Raw genomic sequence first — 21,937 nt, 5'->3', positions numbered from 1 at the left:
CGACCGGCACACCGCAGTTGGCGGGCGCGTCACCTAAAAATCCATCATCTTCTGTGTGCGGAAAACTGCTCAGGTCCTGCCGCGGGGCCTCTGACGGGCCCTGTGGATATTTTGCGGGATTTCAACGGCGTCCGCAACACATTTCTTTAGCCAATTGGGGCACTTGGACAGTTCAGACCGTCTTCGGAAATATCACGAACTTCTTGGATTTCAGTATAGGCGAATGTGGCCAGACGAACCATCAGCCGATCCTCGTGCGCAAAGGGCCACCAGCAAACCGGAATGCCGTCGACATCATCGTCATAGAGAAAGCAGATCTGCCCGTCAGGAGTTGTAATCTGACCATAGACACAACCCCTGCCCTCCATTCGCCAAACCGAGAGAGTCGGGCTGAGGAATTCTTCGGCCCCCACCAGATCGCCGCTCGGGTAGTCGTGGAACTTGACGGTTTTGCCCTCGACCGCGCTTAGAAACGCCTCAGGCGTGATGCGAGTCTGGGCCGATGGGGTAGTGGGAATCGCAGCGACAAGCGCCGCGATCAGGACCTTACCAATTGTCACGGAACCAGCGCACTGCGCGCTTGAAAGGGCGCGCCGCATAGGTATCGACCGGGATTTCAAAGTCCCACCATTCATCCTGCGGATGCGCCGCAAACAGGCTAAGGCCCACGGCCGAGGAAAATCCCGGCCCGGTTGCCGATTGCGGCAACCCATGAACGCGAAGGGGGCGGCCAAGGCGGACGCGCTGACCCAGAATACGGGTCGCAAGCCCATCGAGGCCCATGATCTGGCTACCACCGCCCGTTAGAACAATCTGCTGACTGGGCATGTGTTCGAACCCCGCAGCATCCAGACGAATGCGGACCTCTTCCAGGATTTCTTCTACACGAGGACGCATGATCCCAATCAACTCGGCCCGGCTTACGGTCCGGCGATCGTGCTCCCAGTCGCCGGTATCGCCACCGATGTCGATCAGGTCACGATCATCTGCGCCTGTCGCATGAACCCCCCCATTGAATGTTTTGATACGTTCAGCCACATGCGCGGGAACACCCAACCCCATCGAGATATCCGAGGTCACGTGATCACCGCCCATACGCACGCAATCGGCGTAGATCATGTGTTTCTTCATGAAGATCGACACGCTGGTCGTGCCACCGCCCATGTCAATACAGGCCGCGCCCAGTTCCTGCTCGTCCTCGACCAAGGCCGAAACACCCGACACATAGGCCGAGTTCGCGATCCCGGCGAGCTCTAGATCACAACGCTTGATACAGCGCACGATGTTCTGGATTGCAACGGCGTCAACGGTGAGCATGTGCATGTCAACGGCCAGCGATTGCCCCATCTGACCGCGTGGGTCGATCAGGCCAGAGCGGTTGTCCAAAGCAAAGTTCACCGGCTGCGCATGCAGCACTTCGCGCCCCGCACCGTAATCGGGAACGTCGCAGGCATTCAGAACGCGACCAACCTCGGCCTCAGTCACGACCTGCCCTTCAAGATCGACCTGAGCGTCCAAACCGTAAGATCGGGGATTGGCCCCCGAAAAACATGCGATCACGTGATCCACGCGGATATCGGCCATCTTCTGCGCTGTTTGCAGCGCGGTTCGAATGGCGCGCTCAGTTTCCTGCATGGCCGTGACTTCGCCAAACTGCACGCCACGAGACCGGGTCGTTGCAGCACCAATCACGCGAAAGCCTGACTGACCGGCGAGCGATCCGATTCCGCTGTCTTCGTTCAGGCGACCGGCGCCGTCAAACCGAAGCACAAGGCAGGCAATCTTTGAGCTGCCGACATCCAGAATGGCAACCACACCGCGCTGCATTGCCTGTCTGCGCATTTGCCGCATGGCCCGTTGAGACTGATAAAGGTCGGTCATCATAATCGTTACTGCCCGCTACTTACATCTACTTTTGTATTCCACCAGTCTTCGCTGGCAGCTTTGGTCATTCGGATGGTTGGTCGCTGACCCAAACGCATGTCGACCACGGCCACGTCGCGTTCCAGCAGATCCTGAACTTCGTTTACGGCCAGCACGCGCTCCAACGCCCGGACGGGGCGTTCTGTCGGCAGCATGATGCGCTGACCCCGATCCAGCACCAGATCCCAACGGCGTTCGCCTATACGCACAAGCCCGCGCACCCGGTTGCCAAGGCTGCGCGCCGTCACCAACAGTTCCAACGCTTGCGGCACATGGGCATCGGCACCCTTGCCCGCGATCAAAGGCAGACCGGAATGGTCCTTGCGCGAGACAATTCGTTCGACATGCGCGCCGGTGTCATCCAGCAGCTCGATACCGCCCCGCGTACGCCAGACGACAACAGGCTGGCGCTCAACAACATCCACCTGAAGGATTCCACCTGGGCGCACGCGCACAGTCGCTGATTTGACAGGGTCCAGCCCCGTGATCGTATCGCGGATCTGATCGGCATCCAGGTCCCAAGAACTGATCGGGAAATCCAACGGCACCACCGCACGGATATCATCCGCCAGACCGGGGCCTGCCCCGTCGATCGCCATCAGGTTGACCATGAATTCGGGGCGTTGCTGGATAGAAGTCTTGATATCGTTGGCATAAGCCACCAATGCGTCGCGCCGCTCTGCCGCGCTGAAATAGAGGCCAACAGCCGCGCAGATCGCAAAAATCGGCAACCCAACCTTCAGGCCACGCCGCACACCCGGTGTCAGCATCCAACGCTGCACCCGGTAGCTGAGGCGCGAGGGCGCGGGGTCAAAGCGAAGGGACTTGCGGCCAAACAGCTTTGCGCCTTGCAAACGCAGTTTCGGCTCAACATCGTGATGTTCGCCCGACACGAAATCCGCATCCGGCCCCGACAATGGTTTTGACCGGTGTATGACAGGTGCGCGGGTGGCTCTTAACGGTCGCATGAGGCATCCTCCACCATCCAGGCGCAAAGCTGTCCGAACGTCATACCGCAATGTTCTGCCTGCTCGGGCACCAAAGACGTTGGCGTCATACCCGGTTGCGTGTTGGTCTCGAGCAGGAACAACCCATCCGCGCCCATGCTGTCATCCCAGCGATAGTCAGTACGGCTTACGCCCCGGCAACCCAAAGCGTTGTGGGCCTTAATTGCGTATTCCATGCAAAGTTGGAAAATGTTCTGCGGAATATCAGCAGGCAGTACGTGCCACGAACCGCCCGGCTTATACTTGGCGTCATAGTCGTACCAGCCGCCATCCGTCATGATTTCGGTCACTGTAAGGGCGCGATCCCCCACCACCGTCACCGTCAATTCACGCCCGGCCACGTATTTCTCGACCATGACATGTTCGGGCATATCATCCGACAGTTTCGGCGGTCCGTTGGACCCTTCGTGAACGATGTAGATCCCTACGCTGGACCCTTCGTTATTGGGCTTGGCCACGTAGGGCGGCTCCATCACGTGAACTTCGACAACCTCGACCTTGGGCACGATCACGCTGGGTACGATAGGCAGACCCTCGGTCTGGTAAATTTCCTTGCTGCGCTGTTTGTCCATCGCCAAAGCCGAGGCCAGCACGCCGGAATGCGTATAGGGTATCCGCATCCATTCCAGCAGGCCCTGCACGCAGCCATCCTCACCCCAGCGGCCATGCAGGGCATTGAAAACAACATCTGGCTTGATGTCCAAAAGGCGCGCGTAAAGGTCGGGACCCGCGTCCAGCTCGACCACTTCAAAGCCTTCTCCCCTGAGGGCGGCTGCGCATTCGCGCCCGCTGCTGAGTGACACCTCGCGTTCTGCCGAGGGGCCGCCCATCAATACCGCCACTTTGGGGTGTGTCCTGCTCGACTTACCCACTTAGCGCCTCAATGTCCCCGGACCTTATCTGGTGGTCCGTATACGTTTATACCCTTGATCCGTCGCCTGAATTTGCCTGTTTTGGTCTGACGGTTGGGGTCTTAATCTGTCTGCGGATCACCGACCCGCATGATTTCCCACTCTAGCGTGATGCCGCTTGTTTCGTAAACCTTTTTTCGCACCTCTTCACCCAGACCTTCAAGGTCGGCGGCGGTTGCGGTGCCAGTATTGATCATGAAATTCGAATGCTTGGGACTCATCTGCGCGCCGCCTCTGGCCGCGCCGCGCATTCCCGCATCGTCAATCACCTTCCACGCCTTCAGATCATGCACATCATCGGCTTGGCCGGTCGAGGAATACCCCGCCGGATTGCGAAAAGTGGACCCCGCGCTGCGGTCCTTGGTGGGCTGGGTTTCGTCGCGTTTCTTAAGTTGCGCGGTCATGCGATCATGCAAGACCTGCGGATCAGCGGAAGGCCCCTCAAACGTCGCCGAGATCAGCACCGCACCTTCGGGCAGGTCCGAATGGCGATAGCTAAAGTTCAGCTCGTCAGGGGTCAGGTCCACAACGTCGCCCTGACGGGTCACGATAGTCGCATTGCGCAGGACATCCGCCGTGTAGCTGCCATAACACCCCGCGTTCATCCGCACAGCACCACCGATAGACCCGGGAATGGTGCGCAGGAACGTTAGATCAACCCCCGCATCCGCCGCTTTGCGCGCAACATGCGCATCCAGCGCAGCAGCCCCTGCCGTTACTCGGTTGCCTTCGACGCCAATGCCATTGAAGCCCCGCCCCAAACGGATCACAACCGCCCTCAGCCCCCCGTCGCGCACAATGAGGTTAGAGCCGACACCCATCGGAAAAACCGCCATGTCTCCGGGAAGCCGCCGCAGGAAATCCCGCAGGTCCTCCAAATCGGCTGGTTGGAACAGATAGTCCGCCGGCCCGCCGACGCGCAGCCATGTCAGATCATTCAAAGGTCGGTTTTCAGAGAGTTTGCCGCGTGGCGTGGGAAGAGCTGTCATGCCTGCTAATTCGCGGATTTGAACCTGCAACGCAAGCTGTATTGGTCAGAGCGTCGCGCCAAGTACTTTGCGCACCCACCGCCCCAGATAGATCACCGGCCAGCGCAACACGGACATTCCCGCCGCCAGAACGACCAAGCCAATCCAGGGACCATTTTGCAAAGTCACATAGCCAAGGATCGGAATGCCAACAGCAATCAGAACATAAGCCCTGGTCCAGTGGTTGTCTTTGCTTGGGATCATCGCCAGCACATTCGCAGCGATCCCCCACATGAAAGCAAGAGCAAGAGACAAGTTCACTCTTCTACCTCCTGCCCTGTCCAACGGTGCCAGTAATGACGGATGGGATTGCGGAACATTGACGCAAAGGCAGCAAATGCCAGCACTGAAAAGAACCAGCCGAAATCATGGCTTAACCAGACGATCAGTGCAGGTGCCGCCACGAACAGAACAACGCCGGGTGGAAATTGCAGACGCATCGGCAGCATGGCCACGACGGTCGAGGCCACCACCCACAATCCTGCAAATACCACTGAATAAACCATTCGCCCCTCCAAGGACGCTTTCTGGCGAGTCCGACCACGCTCTTTAAGGTTGCGCGTCGGCAGAGTCCATTACCTTATCCAGCCTGCTTGCGCAGCAACCGTTCCGGCAAACCATTGGCCCATGCGCTGATCGTACCGGCCCCCAGACAGACGACCATGTCGCCGGGACGGGCCTGTTCGCGGACCAGCCGTTCCAGATCGTTTTCATCCAGCAGCGCGCGGGCATGGCGGTGGCCGTGGCGGATCAGGCCCTGCACCAAATCATCGCGGGATGCCCCCTCGATCGGATCTTCTCCGGCGGCAAAGATTTCGGCAATGGCGACCACGTCGGCGTCATTGAAACAGGTGCAGAAATCATCAAACAAGTTCGACAGGCGTGAATACCGGTGCGGTTGATGCACTGCGATTACGCGGCCTTCGGAAGCCTGACGTGCAGCTTTTAGTACGGCGGCGATTTCAACCGGGTGGTGGCCGTAATCGTCGATAATTGTGACTCCGTCGACCTCTCCAACCTTGGTGAAACGGCGATTGACGCCGCCGAAATTGGCCAAAGCCTCGCGGATTTCCGCGGTTTTCATACCCAGATGACGCGCAACGGCCACGGCGCTTAATGCGTTCGAGACATTGTGGTCGCCCGGCATCGGCAGCGTGCAGCCTTCGATCACCGTGTCTTCATATTGCAGATGAACATCAAAATGCGCGACGCCGCCCTTATAGGTCAGGTTCACCGCCCGCACATCGGCCTGCGCGTTAAACCCATAAGTGCGCACGCGGCGGTCGGTGATACGACCCACCAGCGTCTGCACCTCGGCATGATCCGTGCAACAGACCGCCAGCCCATAGAAAGGCAAGTTCGAGACGAACTCATAGAACCCATCGCGAAGTTTATCGAAATCGCCCCAATGCTCCATATGTTCGGGGTCGATATTGGTGACAATAGCAATGGTCGCGGGCAGACGGTTGAACGAGCCATCCGATTCGTCGGCCTCGACCACCATCCATTCGCCCTGCCCCATCCGCGCGTTGCTGCCATAGGCGTGAATGATGCCGCCATTGATCACGGTGGGGTCGAAATCTCCGGCGACCATGAGTTCAGCCATCATGGTGGTGGTGGTTGTTTTGCCATGGGTTCCGGCGATGGCAATGTTGGACTTCAGGCGCATCAGCTCCGCCAGCATGTCGGCACGGCGCACCACTGGCAGGCCCTGCGCACGGGCACCGTCCAATTCGGGATTCCCCGCCTTGATCGCAGTAGACACCACCACAACGGCTGCATTTTCAAGGTTTTCGGCGCGCTGGCCCACGAAAATCTCGGCCCCCAAACCGGCCAGACGGCCAGTGATCTTGGACGCTTTCAGGTCCGAGCCCTGCACCCGGTAGCCCAGGTTCAGCAGAACCTCGGCAATCCCCGACATCCCAATCCCGCCGATCCCGACAAAGTGGATCGACCCTACGTCTTGCGGCAGTTTAGTTGCTGGATTCATGTGGTCTCCTTCTGCGCCAACTGTTCGACGAGGTGCACCAGACGCTCGGTCGCATCGGGCGCGCCGGTCGAGAGGGCGGCGTGGGCCATCTTTTGCGCGGCTTCGGGGTTTGTCAGAACTGCGGTGATTTGCTCGCTCAACGCAGCAACGTCAAGCAGGTTTTCCGGGATCATGATTGCGCCCCCGGCCTGCACCAACCCGCGAGCATTGGCGGTTTGGTGATCTCCGGCAGCAGCGGCAAAAGGGATCAGGATCGAAGGCCGCCCGATTACCGAGATATCGGCAACGCTGGAGGCACCCGAGCGGCTTATGACAAGTTGCGCATCGGACATGCGTCGCGGGACGTCATCGAAGAATGGCAAGACTTCGGCGCGAATTCCGTTATCGGCATAAAACGCGGTGACACGTTCGCCATCCTCATTCCGCGCCTGATGCGCCACGCGGATATGGGCGCGCAGGGCTTCGGGCAATGCCGCGATCGCACCGGGCACAACGTCGCTGAGAATACGTGCCCCCTGCGAGCCGCCCATAACAAGCACAGACATCGGGTAGTCGCCGGGGGGGATGTACCCCGACGCTGCACGCTCTAACACGGCGGCGCGGACCGGGTTGCCGGTGTGGACCCCCTGCGCGCCGTCTGGCAGGTCCGTGGGCCACACACCGCAAGCCACCTGCGCCACGCGCTTGGCAAACAACTGGTTCACGCGGCCCAGCACACCGTTCTGTTCGTGGATCATGCGCGGGATTTTCAGCAACGTTGCCGCCCCCAACGCAGGGATTGAGGGGTATCCACCAAAGCCGACAACCACGTCAGGTCGCTCGCGCATCATCTGCATTGCCATGCTGGTCACGCCGCCCGCGATCTTTGGGCCCACCATCGCTTTGGCGGCCAAACCGCCCCGCGCGAAAGTGGCGGAACTGGCCTCGACAATCTCGGTCGAATGAGGAAAGCCACCGGTATAACGCGCACCGCGCGCATCAGTTGACAAACGGACGCGCCAGCCTTTGTGCAGCATTGCCTCGGCCAGCGCCTGTGCCGGGAACATGTGACCCCCGGTGCCGCCCGCCGCAATCAGAAGATAAGGTGCTGTCATCAACCTCGTCCGCGCAGTATGTCGCCCAGTTCGCCCTGTGGCCGGGTGCGGGTAAAGGCCAGCAACATGCCAACCGCAATTCCACCCGCAATCAGCGAGGAACCACCATAGCTGACGAACGGCAATGTCATGCCCTTGGCGGGCAGCAGACGCACGGCCACCCCCATGTTGATCATCGCCTGAACGCCGAACATGCAGGCCAGACCTGTCCCTGCCAGACGGATGAACATGTCGCGTTCACGCATCAGCCGCAGGAGCGAACGCACGACGATCAGCGAATAAAGCGCGATGATGATCAACACCAGGATCAGGCCGTATTCCTCGGCCGCAACAGCTATGATGAAATCCGTATGCGCATCTGGCAACGACCATTTCACCTGCCCCTCGCCCACGCCCACACCGAACAACCCGCCCTCGCGGATCGCGTTGGTGGCATAGCCAAGCTGGGTGGTCGGATCGACCTCTTGGTTCAGGAAGCCGTCAATGCGGCGCGCAAAATGTTCCGAGTTCGAATAAGCGAACATCCCGCCCAGAACGACCGCGCCCGCCATGCCGACCAGCAGCAGCATCGGCGCACCGGCCACGAAATACATCACGCCCCAACCAAACAGGATCAGGCAGGCCTGACCAAAGTCGGGTTGCAGCACCAACATCGCCACGATCGCCATACACAGCGCAAAAGACCACAACCGCCCCGGAGGGCCGTTGATTTCCTGCGACGCGGCCAGCAACCATGCAGCCACGACGATGAAACCGGGTTTCAGAAATTCGGACGGTTGCAGCGAGGCAAAGCCCAGCGAATACCAGCGCACCGCCCCTTTACCGAAATCGGTCCCGAAGACAGGCAGAAAGGCCAGCGCCACAAACGCGCCGAGAAAACCCAGCACAGCCAGTCGCCGCACCAAAGTCGGCGACATCATCGAGGTCAGCAGCATCGCAATCAGAGCTAAGCCGCCGAACAACGCCTGCCGCTCAACGTAGTGAAAAGGATCAAACCCATTGCGGCTTGCCAGCGGCGGCGAGGACGCCAACCCCAGCAACAAGCCGATGACAAACAGGATCAGAACGCAGGACATCGTCCAGCGGTCAATCGTGCGCCACCACTTTGGTAGAATCGGTTCGCCGCGCTGGTCCTGGACCGCGCCATACACCATCTCAGTCATGAGATACCGCCACTCTCTGCCTCGTTCACGTCCCGTTTTCGGGATCTGATTGAGAGTCTATCCCGGTTTTTGCCTTTGGGCCAGTAAAATGAGGGGTTTGAGCAAAAACAAACCGCCGTCAGCAAAGTCCCGCCGGGACGGGGGTTTGCGGAATGATGTTCGCCTAAATCTGACTACTCAACTTCTTCAACCGGTGCACCGGACTTGGCCCAAGCGGTAAACCCACCTTCGATATGAACAACCGGCTTTAGCCCCATCTCCATCGCGATTTTGGCACTAAGCGCCGACCGCCACGCGCTGGCGCAATAGAACACGTAGGTCTTGTCCTGATCAAAGACGTCCTTGTGATATGGGCTTTCGGGGTCGATCCAAAACTCGAGCATCCCTCTGGGGCATGAGAATGCTCCGGGGATCTTGCCAGACCGTTTTAATTCGCGAAAGTCGCGCAAGTCGATCAGAACGTGGTCGTCACTGTCTAGCATGGCTTGGGCCTGCTCAACCGAAACCGACGAAACAACGGCATTCGCTTCGGCCAGCAGTGCCTTGATTCCCTTTATTATTGTCTGGGGCATATTGGACCTTTCCTGAATACGTCACGCATCGGTGCAGAGAATACCCGACAGCTCATAGCATCAAAGAAAGGGCCGCGACAAACATGGCACGCACCAAGTCCCCCTTGCCATCCCAGGTAATCCGCGCCATGCGCAACACATGGACTTTGACACGATCATCCTTGGTGCCGGGGCAGCCGGTATGATGTGCGCCGCCCATTGCGGTGGGCGCGTATTGGTGATCGACCATGCGAAGGCCGCGGGTGAGAAAATCCGTATCTCGGGCGGCGGGCGCTGCAACTTTACGAACATGTACGCAGGGCCTGGCAACTTCCTGTCGCAGAACCCGCATTTTTGCAAATCCGCATTGGCCCGGTACACCCAGTGGGATTTCATCGATCTGGTCGGGCGGCACAAGATTGCGTGGCACGAGAAAACGCTAGGGCAGTTGTTCTGCGACGGTTCCTCAAAACAGATCATTCAGATGCTGATGGATGAGATGGCGAATGCAGGGGCCGAATTGTGGGTCCGGGCCGAGTTGAGGTACCTTCGCAAGACGGAAAGCGGGTTCGCCCTTGACGTCGATCGCGAAGGACAGCGCGTTTCCCTGACCTGCGCCAATCTGGTGCTGGCCACGGGCGGCAAGTCGATCCCCAAAATGGGTGCGACCGGGCTGGCCTATGACATCGCGCGACAATTCGGGTTGGGCATTACTGATACAAGGGCGGCGCTGGTGCCATTCACGTTTTCGGACGCAAAATTCAAAGAGCTTTCAGGCGTTTCCCTGCCTGCCCGACTGTCGAACACGCGCACCAGCTTTGACGAAGCGCTGCTGTTCACCCATCGCGGCCTCAGCGGACCGTCTGTCCTGCAACTGTCCTCTTACTGGCGCGAGGGCGAAGACATCAGCGTCAATCTGATCCCTGATCTCGCTCTGTTTGACGTGCTGCGCGATCAGCGGCAGGCCGGAGGGCGCAAAGCTCTGACCACCGAACTGGCCCGGCACCTGCCCAGTCGTCTGGTGGAATTCCTCAGCCGCATCATCCCCATGCAAGGCAATCTGGCCGACCAATCCGATGCCGCTCTGATTGAACTGGTCAAAGCCCTATCAAACTGGCAACTGACCCCATCTGGCACCGAGGGCTACCGGACCGCCGAGGTCACATTGGGTGGGATCGACACCGACGACCTTTCGTCCAGAACGATGGAGGCCAGGGATGTCCCCGGCCTCTACGCGATTGGCGAAGCAGTGGATGTCACAGGCTGGCTGGGCGGATACAACTTCCAGTGGGCGTGGTCATCGGGCCACGCCGCCGGAACTGCGATCGCGGGCCGTTAACCTACGACGTTATACCCACGTCCGCGCATACAGTTGCGCACGATCACTTCCTGATTTTGAGTATTGTTAATCGCGCTCGCACCCGCACCTACCAGCGCACCCGCAACGGCGGCACGTCCCAGATCGCTGGCGCTGTCGTCAATGATCGCCTTGGTGCCGGCAGCACCCGCCGCGCCGATGGCAGCAGCGCCAGCCGTCCGGCTATCCACTGTCGGCTGAGACCGTGCAAGCGCCTGACACTGGGCCAGATCCGCGTTGTAGTTTGGCCCAACCGGTCCATCGACGACCGGCTGGTAATTGGCACCGACATTGGAGCAGGCTCCAACCACCAAAATAGCGGGCAGGATCAAAGAGAATTTACGGTATGGCATAATCATAACCTCACGTTGAATTTGAAGGCAGGCAAAACCAATAATCTTGGCGCGTCAAGCTGATAGCAACTCAGCTTCGCTCAACCGGCGATCAATTGCAAACCTCTATTCTGACAGCCTCTGCCGAACCTGCGCCTCAAAGTCTTCTCCGCGTCGCTCGAAACTGTCGTATTGGTCAAAACTAGCCGCCGCTGGGGCCAATAGCACAGTTTCACCCGGCTGCGCATCCGACATGGCCTGCGCCACGGCCTCGGCCATCGTCGTGCAAACCAGCGTTTCCGCGTCAAGCTGCATGGCAAATCCGGCCGCCTCGCGCCCGATCACATAGGCTTTGATGACTCTGTCCGATGCTGCGTTCAATGCCGACAATCCGCCCTCTTTCTCTAGCCCACCGCAAATCCAGCGGATTTTTCCAAATGCGTTCAGCGCCTTCAGAGCACTGTCCACGTTGGTGGCCTTGGAGTCGTTCACAAAAGTAACGCCATCTGCTTCGGCGATGATCTGGCTGCGGTGCGGCAAGCCGGGATAGCTGTGCAGTGCGTCCTCGATCACGCGGGGGGCTAAGCCCAACGCACGACAGGCTGCGTATGCCGCGCATGCGTTCTGGTGGTTATGCGAACCGGGCAGTCCCTTGATCCCACGCATGTCAATCGACCCGGCCTGCCGACCTTTGCGATATTCCGACAAAAAACCCTTGCGCGCGAAGACCTGCCATCCGGGACCCGTCAATTTGCGTGCGACCGATACGCGGATCACCCGGTCGTCAGAGGGCCCCTCGGCAAGCTGACCGGCCAAAAACGCTCCTTCTTTTTCGTCGATGCCGATCACGGCGCGGTCTGGTCCGCCTTCGGCAAACAACCGGCGCTTGGCCGCAAAATACCCGCCCATCCCGCCGTGGCGATCTAGATGATCCGGTGAAAGATTGGTGAACACCGCTACATCCGGCGTCAAAGCGCGGGCAAGTTCTGTCTGATAGCTGCTCAGCTCCAGCACCACGACAGAGCCATCCCCGCCCGGCTCAATATCCAGAACACCCCGCCCGATGTTCCCCGCCAACTGAGCCTCTCGCCCCGCTTCGGTAAGGATATGATGGATCAAAGCGGCCGTGGTCGATTTACCGTTCGACCCCGTAACCGCAATCACGCGCGGAGGCATATCGTAGTTGTTCCATTCCGCACCCGCGAAAGAGCGGAAGAACAGCCCGATGTCGTTGTCTACCGGCACGCCCGCATCCAATGCAGCGGCCACCACAGGGTTCGGGTCAGGATAAAGATGCGGAATACCCGGCGAGACGATCAGCGTGGCGATGTCGTCAAACGCGCCATGGCGCAAAAGGTCGGCGCAGGCAAAACCTTCGCCTTCCGCCTTCTCGCGGGCCGCTGGGTTGTCATCCCAACAGACCGGCTCGGCGCCGCCAGCCCTTAATGCGCGTGCGGCGGCCAGCCCTGACCGACCAAGCCCCAGAACCGCAACTTTATGTCCTGAAAACCCTTTGACCGGGATCATGCTGCCCACCCTTTTTTGACTTTGGCTTGGGCGTCACCCTGCGCAGAAGACCCCCTCATTGGCAAGGGGATAGACAGGCTCGCGCGCCAGCGCGAGCCGGGCCCAACAGGTGGCAGGTGGACCGAAGGTCCGCCGAACCTGGCGGGAGGGCTACCGGACCTTCAGCGTCGCTAGACCAATCATCGCGAGGATCAGGGAAATGATCCAGAACCGAATCACGATCGTCGGTTCCGCCCACCCCTTTTTCTCATAGTGATGGTGGATCGGCGCCATCAGGAATACGCGGCGACCGGTGCGTTTGAAGTACAGGACCTGAATGATCACGCTCAGTGCCTCGACGACGAACAGACCGCCGACAACGGCCAGTACCAACTCGTGCTTGGTGGCAACTGCGATTGCACCCAGCGCGCCCCCTAAGGCCAGTGACCCAGTATCGCCCATGAACACAGCGGCAGGCGGCGCGTTATACCAAAGAAACCCAAGCCCCGCTCCAAAAAGCGCCGAGGTAAAGATAAAGATTTCGCCCGTTCCCGGCACATAGTGCACGTCCAGATATTCGGTAAAGTCGACCCGGCCCACCGCATAAGCGATGATCCCCAGCGTCGATGCCGCGATCATTGCAGGCATGATCGCAAGCCCGTCCAACCCGTCGGTCAGGTTCACGGCATTCGCCGCACCCACAATCACGATAATCGAGAACGGAATGTAGAATATCCCCAGATTGACCAGCGTGTCCTTGAAAACCGGCACGGCAAGCTGGTTCTGCAAAGCCTCGGGATGGTGCAAAGTCGCCCATAGCGAAGCCAGAACCGCAATAATGATCCCCAGAGCAAGCCTCATTTTACCCGAAACGCCCTTAGTGTTCTGCTTGGACACCTTGGCGTAATCGTCGGCAAAACCAATGGCTGCGTAAGCCAAAGTTACGAACAGCACCATCCAGACATAGGGGTTGTCCCACCGCGCCCAGACCAGAGTAGACGTCACAAGCGCCCCGACTATCAGCAGGCCGCCCATGGTTGGCGTTCCGGCCTTTGAGAAATGCCCCTCGGGACCGTCATCCCGGATCGGCTGACCCTTGCCCTGCTTGCGGCGCAACACATTGATCAGCGGTTTTCCAAACAGGAACCCAAAGATCAACGCAGTCATAAAGGCCCCACCTGCACGGAACGTGATGTACCGAAAGAGGTTAAAGAAATCCCCCCCGTCCGACAGGCCGGTCAACCAATAAAGCATCTTAAAACCTTTCTCGTGCGGCGATCATGGGTCAGGCGCGCTCCCTTGCCCCATTTTCCGCAAACCGTCAACAATCTGCGCCAAAGCCATGCTCAGAGAGCCTTTGGCCAATACGGTATCACCGGCTCGGATCAGCTCTGGCAAACGCGCGACCATTTCAGTGCTGGTTTCAAACCAGAGGCCGCGTTTTTCGTCCGGCAAAGCGTCGTGAAGCGTCTTCATCAGTGGGCCGATACAATGAACACGATCAACACGTTGCATGGCATCCACGTGGGCCATATTGGCGTGCATTTCGGCTTCTTGTGCGCCCAACTCTTTCATATCGCCCAAGAACGCGATCCTACGGTCACCCTGCGACGCGGCCAGCACATCCAGCGCGGCCTCCATCGAGGTTGGGTTGGCGTTATAACTGTCGTCCAGCAATTCGACCTGACCGCCCGCAATCAGCGCAATCTGCTCTCGCACCCCGCGCCCCTTGACCGGAGACCACCGGGCCAACCCAGTAATCGCGTCGTCCAGTTCAACGCCCATCTCTACACAGGCGGCCAATGCCCCTAGCGCGTTCATCGCAAAATGCGTGCCGGCAGATTGTACGTCAAACTTGAATGGGACATCGCCCACGGTCGCCGACGCATGTACCGAATCCGAGGCCTGCGTGACATCTTTCAGCACATAATCCACAGCGGATCGCCCGAACTCTACGACCCCAGCCCCGTTTTCCATTGCACACTCGCGTAGAATTTCTGCGTGTTCCACATCCGCGTTGACGATCGCCGCGCCACCTTTGGTCAGACCTTCGAAAATCGCAGCCTTTTCATGGGCGATTCCGGCAACGGACTCGAACGCCTCTAGGTGGACAGCCGCCACGGTCGTTACCAATGCCACGTGGGGATGGGCCTGCCTTGCCAAGGGCGCGATCTCTCCGGGGTGGTTCATGCCAATCTCGATTACCGCGTAGTCGGTGTCGCGCGGCATCCGGGCCAATGTCAGAGGAACACCCCAATGATTGTTGTAGCTGGCAACGCTGGCATGTGTTTTTCCCTGCGTTTCCAAGATAGTAGACAGCATTTCCTTGGTCGAGGTTTTCCCGACGCTGCCCGTAACGCCCATCACCCGCGCATCCGTGCGCGCACGCGCGGCCTGCCCCAGCGCCTCCAACCCTGCCTGAACGTCGTCCACGATCAGCAGCGGCGCATCTTCGGGCACACCTTCGGGCACACGGGACACAAGCGCTGCACCTGCCCCTTTTTCCAATGCCTGCGCAACGAATTCGTGCCCGTCACGCGCCGCTGTCAACGCTACGAAAAGATCGTCGGGCTGCAGGGTTCGCGTGTCAATGGACACGCCGTTTGCTGTCCAATCCGCTGTAGCACGCCCACCGGTTGCTTCGGCGGCTTCGGATGCGGTCCACAAAGTCATGCGACCCTCCCGTCAAGTGCAGCGACGCTTATGCTGGCCTGTTCCACATCGTCAAATGGCAGAACCTGATCGCCAACAATCTGGCCTGTTTCATGCCCTTTGCCTGCAATCAGCAGCGCGTCCCCGGGTTGCATGGCATCGACACCGCGCAGAATGGCCTCGGCCCTGTCTCCGACTTCGGTTGCACCCGGTGCCCCTTGCATCACGGCCTCGCGGATCACTGCGGGGTCTTCGCTGCGCGGGTTGTCATCCGTTACAAATACCACATCGGCGTTGTTCGCCGCGGCCTTGCCCATCAAAGGGCGCTTTCCCGCATCCCGATCGCCACCCGCGCCAACGATTGCAATCAGCCGACCCATGACATGCGGGCGCATCGCCTTGAGCGCAGTCGCAACCGCATCCGGCGTGTGGGCGTAGTCCACGAACACCGCCGCCCCATTCTCTCGCGTTGCAGCCAGTTGCATTCGTCCACGCACGGTTGTCAGGTGCGGCAAGGTTTCAAAAACGCGCTCGGGATCATCTCCGCCCGCGATCACAAGCCCGCAGGCCAAAAGGACATTCTCGGCCTGAAATCCCCCAATCAGGTTCAGGCGCGTTTGAAAGACCTTTCCTTTCCACGAAAAGCGCAGGTCCTGACCCGTGGCATCGAAACGCTGGTTCATCAGACACAGGTCTGCATCACCCAAACCAACGGTCAGCACATCCTGCCCCCGGTCTTCGGCGATCTTACGGACATGCAGCCCTTTGGGGTCGCTCATGTTGATAACGACGGTTCCGTCCTGCGGCAGAACGCGATCGAACAGACCGGCCTTGGCCGCAAAATAGGCCTCAAACGTTTCGTGGTAGTCCAGATGGTCCTGCGTGAAGTTTGAAAAGCCCGCCGCAGTCAGATTCACCCCGTCCAGGCGCCGTTGTTCCAAACCGTGCGACGACGCCTCCATCGCGGCATGGGTCACACCGTTTTCTGCCGCTTCTGCGAGACAACGGTGCAGGGTTATAGGCTCTGGCGTGGTATGGGCCAGAGGCGCGGTCCAGGCACCTTCGACACCGGTTGTGCCAAGATTGACCGCGGCGTGGCCCAGCTCCATCCAGATCTGACGTACAAAGGTTGCAACCGATGTCTTGCCGTTTGTTCCGGTCACGGCAACGATAGTCTGCGGTTGAGAGCCAAACCAAAGCGCCGCACATCCCGCCAGCGCCTGACGAGGGTCTTCAACGACGACCAGCGCCGCATCCGAGCCCGACAACTCATCCGCCGCGATCACAGCGCCCTCGGCATCCGTCAGGATGGCCGCAGCGCCCATCCGCAGGGCGAACTGGATAAACTCGCCCCCGTGAACCCGCGTTCCGGGAAGGGCTGCGAACAAGTAGCCTTCCTTAACCTCTCGGCTATCGACGGCCAGCCCGGTAATTTCCGGGTTTGCGCCACCTCGGGCGGTCAGGGCCAGTTGGCTGAGTTTCTTTGTCCTTGTGCCCATCGCCCACCTCTTGCCGGACAGTCTAATTTGAGGTCAGCGTTATAGCAGCGCGCGCCTCAGGCTCAAGCCGGGGACGCAAGCCCAGCAAAGGCGCGACACGACCGATCAATTCGGCAGCCACGGGCACCGCTGTCCAGCCCGCCGTGCGGCGCTTTTCGCCATAGGCAACAATGGACGGCTCGTCCAGCGTGACGATCAGAACGTATTTGGGATCATAGGCCGGAAAGATCGTCGCGAACGTCGCGATGACCTTGTCATCATAGTAACCGCCGCGTGGCTTCGGCTTGTCGGCTGTGCCGGTTTTACCGGCGACATCATACCCCGCCACGTCCCCGAAACTGGCCGTCCCGTCCGTGACCACCTTGCGCAACATCTTTTGCGCCTGAAGCGCGGCACCATGTGACAGCACGCGGGGACCATACTGAGGGCCGTTCTTACGCAACACCGTTGGACTGACGTAGTGCCCGCCATTGGCGATCGCCGCGTAACCGGCTGCCAGATGCATTGGGCTGGTCGACAGCCCATGACCATAGGAAATGGTAACGGTACTCAGCTCGCCCCACTTCTTGGGCTTGAGGGGCTCGCCACCCGCGGCTTCGACAATCTCAAACGGGGTGGGTTCAAACATGCCGAGCGCGCGCAAGAACTCCTGCTGACGCTGCGCGCCGATCTGCAACGCCAGCCGCCCGGTCCCCCGGTTCGAGCTGTGAACAATCACATCCGCGACGCTGATCTTGCCATAGTTCTTGCCGTTGAACTCACCAATTGGAAAGCGTCCGATCCGCATAGGCCCAGACGTGTCGATGATTGTCTCAGAATTCACCAGCCCCAGTTGCACCGCCTGCGCGGCCGTGAAGATCTTGAAAACTGATCCCAGCTCGTACACGCCCTGCACATAGCGGTTGAACAAGGGGCTGTCAGACGGATCAAACCCCGAGGTCGGCGGGCGCGGACGGTCGTTTGGGTCAAATGACGGCAACGACGCCGCCGAGATCACTTCACCCGTATGCGCGTTCATCAAAACGGCCGAGGCACCCTTGGCGTTCATGATATTCATGCCGCCATACAGAACCTGCTCGACCGCAGCCTGAATGGTCAGGTCCAATGACAGTTGCAGCGGCTTGTTCCCATTGGCCGGGTTGCGCAGATAGTCATCAAACTGTTTCTCGACCCCGGCAACACCGATCACCTCGGCTGCGCTGACGCCTTCACGCCCGAATCCCGATCCGCCAAGAATATGCGCGGCCAGCTTGCCGTTGGGGTACAGCCGCATCTCACGCGGGCCGAACAGAATGCCGGGATCACCGATGTCGTGAACGGCTTGTTTCTGTTCCGGCGAGATACGCTTTTTGATCCACAGGAACTTGCGGTCGCCGGTGAAATCCTTGACCAGACGTTCTTTTTCCAGATCAGGGAAAATCGCGACCAACTGATCAGCGGCGGCCACCGGGTCGATCATCAGGGGCGGCTGGGCATAGACCGAATAGGTGTCCAGATTGGTTGCCAGAATACGCCCCTCGCGGTCGACAATATTGGCCCGCTGCATGGCAATCGCGGCACCGGGGGCGCTGGCCAGCGGCTCTTGCGCCTCGGATGTTGCCAGCATCCCCATGCGAAACCCAACCACTGCAAAGGCACAGAAAAAGAACAGGCCAAGCACCAGAAGCCGACCTTCTGCACGGGCGCGGGCGTGATCCTTCATGTCTTCGTGGCGCTTCCTGATATTTTCACGCTCGATGGCCTTGGGGTTTTCCCCGCGCGCGCGTGCATCAAGGATACGGGCCAGAGGTCGGAGGGGCGTGCGCGTCATGGGATCTGCACCTCGCCCAAAGCCTGAATGTTAGTCAGCGACTGCAGCTCAAACGGGTCTACGATCGGCAAGTCAGGGTCTTCTGCATATGCAATCTGGTCAGCGCGCCCGAACTGCTCGGCACGAAGGGGTAGCAAACCCAGACGTTCAAAATTCAGATCGGCCAGTTCGCGCAGTCGATCAGGGCGATTAAGATACGCCCATTCCGCGTTCAAAACCGCAAGCCGGACCTGAGCCACGCCAATCTCGCGCTGCAACTTCTGCGTTTCCTTAACGACCTGCTGGGTGCGATAGTTCTCTTGATACGCCCAAAGCGCCAATCCGAACACGGCCAAGGCAGTCAACGCATACAAAACACTTTTCATTTTGCCCTTCCCCCAAGTTGCGGCATCCCAATGGCGCGGGCATCAATTTCCCCCGCCGGTGCCTCGGTCCGCACAGCGACACGCAGCTTGGCCGAGCGCGCGCGCGGATTTTCCTGTAATTCCTGTTCATCCGGTCCAACAGCCTTGCGCGTCTTAAGCGTAAACTGCGGCTGGTCCTGCTCCACCTCAGGCGCATAGCGATTTGCACGCCCAGTCTTGCCAGCACGTGACTGAAAGAACCGTTTGACCATGCGGTCCTCGATAGAATGGAACGTCACAACAGCCAGTTGCCCGCCCGGCTTCAAAGCACGTTCCGCAGCCATAAGCCCTTGGAAAAGCTCTTCATATTCCGCGTTCACCGCGATCCGCAGGCCCTGAAAGCTGCGTGTCGCCGGATGCGATTGACCCGGTTTCGGACGCGGGAGGCAGGATTCGATAATCTCAGCCAGTCGCAGTGTTGTGGTAATCGGCGCCTCGGCCCGCGCCTTCACAATCGCCTTGGCAATCCGGCGGCTAGCGCGTTCCTCGCCAAAATGGAAAAGGATGTCGGCCAGTTGCGCCTCGGTCGCTGTGTTGACCAAATCGGCAGCACTCTCTCCTTCCTGACTCATCCGCATATCCAGCGGACCGTCTTTCATGAAGGAAAAACCACGCTCCGCCTGATCCAACTGCATGGACGAGACCCCAAGGTCCAGCACCACGCCATCCAGATCCTGCGCGAATTCATCCATGCGAGAGAACACACCCTGCTGCATCACCAGTCGGTCACCGTATTCGCCGACCCAATCAGCGGCCATCTCAAATGCCAGCGGATCACGGTCCACACCGATAACCTTCTCGGCCCCGGCTTCCAGCAAGCCGCGCGTGTACCCTCCCGCTCCAAAGGTGCCGTCGAGCCAGGTGCCCGAGACAGGCGCCACGGTCGCAAGCAACGGACGCAGAAGGACAGGGATGTGGGGTTTTTCGGTGGGGGTTTCAGCGCCGGCCATGCCGTTACGCATCCCCGGTGCCGTCTAGGAACTCCAGAGGGTCAAAGTCCCCTGGCTGTTCGTCCAACCATTCTTCGGCCGAAGCCAGTTCTTCCGATTCATATGTTTCGGGCTTCCAAATCTGGAACGTGTCCCCGGCGGCAATAAAGAACGCCTCGCCCTCAAGTCCGATCTTGTTGCGCAACTTAGCAGGCAACACCAGACGACCGGTCTCATCCACCGTGGTCGGGAAAGACTGACCGTGGAACATGCGTTGCAGCAGTTTCCGCTGCATCGAACCACGTGGCAGCGCGTCGATCTTGTCATCAACCTCGTCGATCGCCCGCATCGTATAGCATTCAAGAAACTTCCGGCGGTGATCGCCGTAGACAATAACAAGCTCTGGATTATCGCCGGGCTGCCAATTGGGGTCACAGGATTCAAGCACACGGCGAAAAGAGGCCGGGATCGAGACCCTGCCCTTCGTGTCCACCTTATGGTGGCTTTCACCTCTAAACCTGCGCGCCAAGACGACTGTCCCTTTCGCTTGCGCCCCACCTAAAATTCACGTTCCCCCCGGATGAAAAACGGCGGGTTGATCTGCTGCCACTGATCAACCCGCCGCATTGACCCGCTGAGCGGGAAGTCCAGCTGCGCGCGCCACCTGGGGGGATGTCTGCTCGCCCGCGCGCCGGATCTCTTGAGTGATGAAAGCGAGATGCCTGTATGAAACCTGAATTTTATTGGTTCGGGGTCGTTTGGTGCCCCATGTGCCTCGTCCTCATCGGATGCATAAGGGATGACATGGGAATTCATGGAAATCAATAGGAAAATTCGCCCGCTCATGACTGAAGACCCATCCTAATAAGGCCGCAACCAAAAGGAAAGACCACTAATTGCACCACAAATTGTCTGTTTGAAGAAAATGCACACCATATATAGCTGAGTTCACGTTGACCCAATCTATCCCATGATTTCCCAAAAATTTTTCAATTTTTGTGATTCCCAGCCCAACCACACGGCAACACCGCACAAAATTAGTCGAATCACCCAGCCTCAGACATGGCTGCACCACCTAAATTCAACTGCAGCCCACGGCGCGCCCACGAATTCCCATAGCTCTAAATTTCGCCCAGCCCGCGCCTCAACTCTCAAGACGGGATTTACAATATGCACAAATTTCGGAATATGCCGCCCAATCAAGGGGCAAACCCATGCACCCTGAAATCGCGCCGAGGCGATGCCCCTCATGCGCAAGCGGCCAAAAGTCATATTTTAAAGGCACTTTCACCGCAAGGTTTACAACTTGTTGATATCCATGCGTTTGCTGCATAGCAGCAATGACTACGTAGGCTATTGTGCAGGCGCAGCATTTGCCTATTTTTGTAACCAAGCAAGCGCTGGAACACTCCGGCGACAACATACAAACCGGGTTACGCACATGGCTGTAGCAACACATCATACTGCGCTGAAGAACGCGCCCGCAACCGGCTTGGCTTCGTTGATTGAGGCCGCAAAGGCCCGGTACGCGCGTCACCGCGTCTATCGTCAGACCGTTAATGAACTGTCTGAACTTTCGAACCGCGAACTGGCCGATCTGGGCCTGCACCGCTCGATGATCCGCCGGCTGGCACTTCGGGCCGCAGAAGAATTCGCCGCGCGTTAATCGCGGCACGACATAACCGAGATCAGGTCCTTCCTCCTCCCTTTAGGACCTGTATTACAGCAGCGGCATCTCTCCTCCTCCCTGATGCCGCTGCACCAAATACCGGCCCAACCTG

At 59.2% G+C, this 21,937-nt stretch carries 22 protein-coding genes; 2 read left to right on the top strand and 20 right to left on the bottom strand.

The features are described from left to right. Positions 1–146 precede the first annotated feature (146 nt). The 11 genes from GOX75_RS01555 to GOX75_RS01505 all read right to left on the bottom strand — a co-directional run bounded on the left by GOX75_RS01555 (position 147) and on the right by GOX75_RS01505 (position 9,688). On the bottom strand, positions 147–560 hold the full coding sequence (locus GOX75_RS01555) for a hypothetical protein (RefSeq protein ID WP_171120672.1): 414 nt from the start codon (positions 558–560) through the stop codon (positions 147–149). Continuing rightward, positions 547–1,881 carry a cell division protein FtsA gene (ftsA, locus tag GOX75_RS01550; RefSeq protein ID WP_171121679.1) on the bottom strand — a complete coding sequence of 445 codons (1,335 nt, stop codon included), beginning with the start codon at positions 1,879–1,881 and terminating at the stop codon, positions 547–549. Before ftsA ends, GOX75_RS01555 begins: the two co-directional genes overlap by 14 nt. An 8-nt stretch (positions 1,882–1,889) precedes the next feature. After that, on the bottom strand, positions 1,890–2,891 hold the full coding sequence (locus GOX75_RS01545; protein ID WP_171120670.1) for a cell division protein FtsQ/DivIB: 1,002 nt from the start codon (positions 2,889–2,891) through the stop codon (positions 1,890–1,892). After that, on the bottom strand, positions 2,879–3,802 hold the full coding sequence (locus tag GOX75_RS01540) for a D-alanine--D-alanine ligase (protein ID WP_171120668.1): 924 nt from the start codon (positions 3,800–3,802) through the stop codon (positions 2,879–2,881). The genes GOX75_RS01545 and GOX75_RS01540 overlap by 13 nt, the downstream gene beginning before the upstream one ends. A 101-nt stretch (positions 3,803–3,903) precedes the next feature. Next, the gene (gene murB, locus GOX75_RS01535; RefSeq protein WP_171120666.1) at positions 3,904–4,830 is read right to left on the bottom strand and encodes a UDP-N-acetylmuramate dehydrogenase; all 927 of its coding nucleotides are present in this window, start codon (positions 4,828–4,830) and stop codon (positions 3,904–3,906) included. A gap of 45 nt (positions 4,831–4,875) precedes the next feature. Next, entirely contained in the window at positions 4,876–5,130 is a 255-nt protein-coding gene (locus tag GOX75_RS01530) for a DUF2484 family protein (RefSeq protein ID WP_171120664.1), read from the bottom strand. Beyond that, positions 5,127–5,375, bottom strand: coding sequence for a DUF2484 family protein (locus GOX75_RS01525; protein WP_171120662.1), 249 nt, complete (start codon positions 5,373–5,375; stop codon positions 5,127–5,129). Before GOX75_RS01525 ends, GOX75_RS01530 begins: the two co-directional genes overlap by 4 nt. A 74-nt stretch (positions 5,376–5,449) precedes the next feature. Next, the gene (gene murC, locus GOX75_RS01520) at positions 5,450–6,859 is read right to left on the bottom strand and encodes a UDP-N-acetylmuramate--L-alanine ligase (protein ID WP_171120660.1); all 1,410 of its coding nucleotides are present in this window, start codon (positions 6,857–6,859) and stop codon (positions 5,450–5,452) included. Beyond that, complete coding sequence (locus tag GOX75_RS01515) at positions 6,856–7,953, bottom strand: UDP-N-acetylglucosamine--N-acetylmuramyl-(pentapeptide) pyrophosphoryl-undecaprenol N-acetylglucosamine transferase (RefSeq protein ID WP_171120658.1); 1,098 nt, start codon at positions 7,951–7,953, stop codon at positions 6,856–6,858. Before GOX75_RS01515 ends, murC begins: the two co-directional genes overlap by 4 nt. After that, positions 7,953–9,116: a putative lipid II flippase FtsW gene (ftsW, locus tag GOX75_RS01510; RefSeq protein ID WP_171120656.1), complete on the bottom strand. Its 1,164-nt coding sequence runs from the start codon at positions 9,114–9,116 to the stop codon at positions 7,953–7,955. Before ftsW ends, GOX75_RS01515 begins: the two co-directional genes overlap by 1 nt. Before the next feature lie 173 nt (positions 9,117–9,289). Beyond that, the gene (locus GOX75_RS01505; RefSeq protein ID WP_171120653.1) at positions 9,290–9,688 is read right to left on the bottom strand and encodes a rhodanese-like domain-containing protein; all 399 of its coding nucleotides are present in this window, start codon (positions 9,686–9,688) and stop codon (positions 9,290–9,292) included. Between the two features lie 139 nt (positions 9,689–9,827). Between GOX75_RS01505 and GOX75_RS01500 the strand changes: the two genes are divergently transcribed. Then, a complete protein-coding gene (locus GOX75_RS01500) occupies positions 9,828–11,006 on the top strand; it encodes an NAD(P)/FAD-dependent oxidoreductase (protein WP_171120651.1) in 1,179 nt (392 codons plus the stop codon). On the opposite strand, the gene GOX75_RS01495 is transcribed toward GOX75_RS01500, so the two are convergent. The 9 genes from GOX75_RS01495 to mraZ all read right to left on the bottom strand — a co-directional run bounded on the left by GOX75_RS01495 (position 11,003) and on the right by mraZ (position 20,685). Continuing rightward, complete coding sequence (locus tag GOX75_RS01495) at positions 11,003–11,377, bottom strand: glycine zipper family protein (protein ID WP_254428667.1); 375 nt, start codon at positions 11,375–11,377, stop codon at positions 11,003–11,005. The two genes, GOX75_RS01500 and GOX75_RS01495, sit on opposite strands and share 4 nt — an antisense overlap. 105 nt (positions 11,378–11,482) lie before the next feature. Next, positions 11,483–12,883: a UDP-N-acetylmuramoyl-L-alanine--D-glutamate ligase gene (murD, locus tag GOX75_RS01490; RefSeq protein ID WP_171120646.1), complete on the bottom strand. Its 1,401-nt coding sequence runs from the start codon at positions 12,881–12,883 to the stop codon at positions 11,483–11,485. Positions 12,884–13,033: 150 nt separating this feature from the next. Next, on the bottom strand, positions 13,034–14,116 hold the full coding sequence (mraY, locus tag GOX75_RS01485) for a phospho-N-acetylmuramoyl-pentapeptide-transferase (protein ID WP_171120644.1): 1,083 nt from the start codon (positions 14,114–14,116) through the stop codon (positions 13,034–13,036). 24 nt (positions 14,117–14,140) lie between these two features. Continuing rightward, positions 14,141–15,535, bottom strand: coding sequence for a UDP-N-acetylmuramoyl-tripeptide--D-alanyl-D-alanine ligase (murF, locus tag GOX75_RS01480; RefSeq protein ID WP_171120641.1), 1,395 nt, complete (start codon positions 15,533–15,535; stop codon positions 14,141–14,143). After that, the gene (locus GOX75_RS01475; RefSeq protein WP_171120639.1) at positions 15,532–17,013 is read right to left on the bottom strand and encodes a UDP-N-acetylmuramoyl-L-alanyl-D-glutamate--2,6-diaminopimelate ligase; all 1,482 of its coding nucleotides are present in this window, start codon (positions 17,011–17,013) and stop codon (positions 15,532–15,534) included. The genes murF and GOX75_RS01475 overlap by 4 nt, the downstream gene beginning before the upstream one ends. Before the next feature lie 22 nt (positions 17,014–17,035). Next, a complete protein-coding gene (locus tag GOX75_RS01470) occupies positions 17,036–18,823 on the bottom strand; it encodes a penicillin-binding protein 2 (protein WP_171120637.1) in 1,788 nt (595 codons plus the stop codon). Beyond that, positions 18,820–19,188, bottom strand: a complete 369-nt coding sequence (locus GOX75_RS01465) for a cell division protein FtsL (RefSeq protein ID WP_171120635.1) — start codon at positions 19,186–19,188, stop codon at positions 18,820–18,822. The genes GOX75_RS01470 and GOX75_RS01465 overlap by 4 nt, the downstream gene beginning before the upstream one ends. Next, positions 19,185–20,177: a 16S rRNA (cytosine(1402)-N(4))-methyltransferase RsmH gene (gene rsmH / locus GOX75_RS01460; RefSeq protein ID WP_171120633.1), complete on the bottom strand. Its 993-nt coding sequence runs from the start codon at positions 20,175–20,177 to the stop codon at positions 19,185–19,187. The genes GOX75_RS01465 and rsmH overlap by 4 nt, the downstream gene beginning before the upstream one ends. Before the next feature lie 4 nt (positions 20,178–20,181). After that, entirely contained in the window at positions 20,182–20,685 is a 504-nt protein-coding gene (gene mraZ / locus GOX75_RS01455; RefSeq protein WP_170384396.1) for a division/cell wall cluster transcriptional repressor MraZ, read from the bottom strand. Positions 20,686–21,597: 912 nt separating this feature from the next. Between mraZ and GOX75_RS01450 the strand changes: the two genes are divergently transcribed. Beyond that, entirely contained in the window at positions 21,598–21,822 is a 225-nt protein-coding gene (locus GOX75_RS01450) for a DUF1127 domain-containing protein (RefSeq protein ID WP_171120631.1), read from the top strand. The last annotated feature ends 115 nt before the right edge of the window (positions 21,823–21,937 follow it).

The sequence above is a fragment of the Ruegeria sp. HKCCD7251 genome, assembly GCF_013031165.1.
Lineage (GTDB): Bacteria > Pseudomonadota > Alphaproteobacteria > Rhodobacterales > Rhodobacteraceae > Ruegeria.
This window is presented reverse-complemented; position numbering and strand designations above follow the sequence as displayed.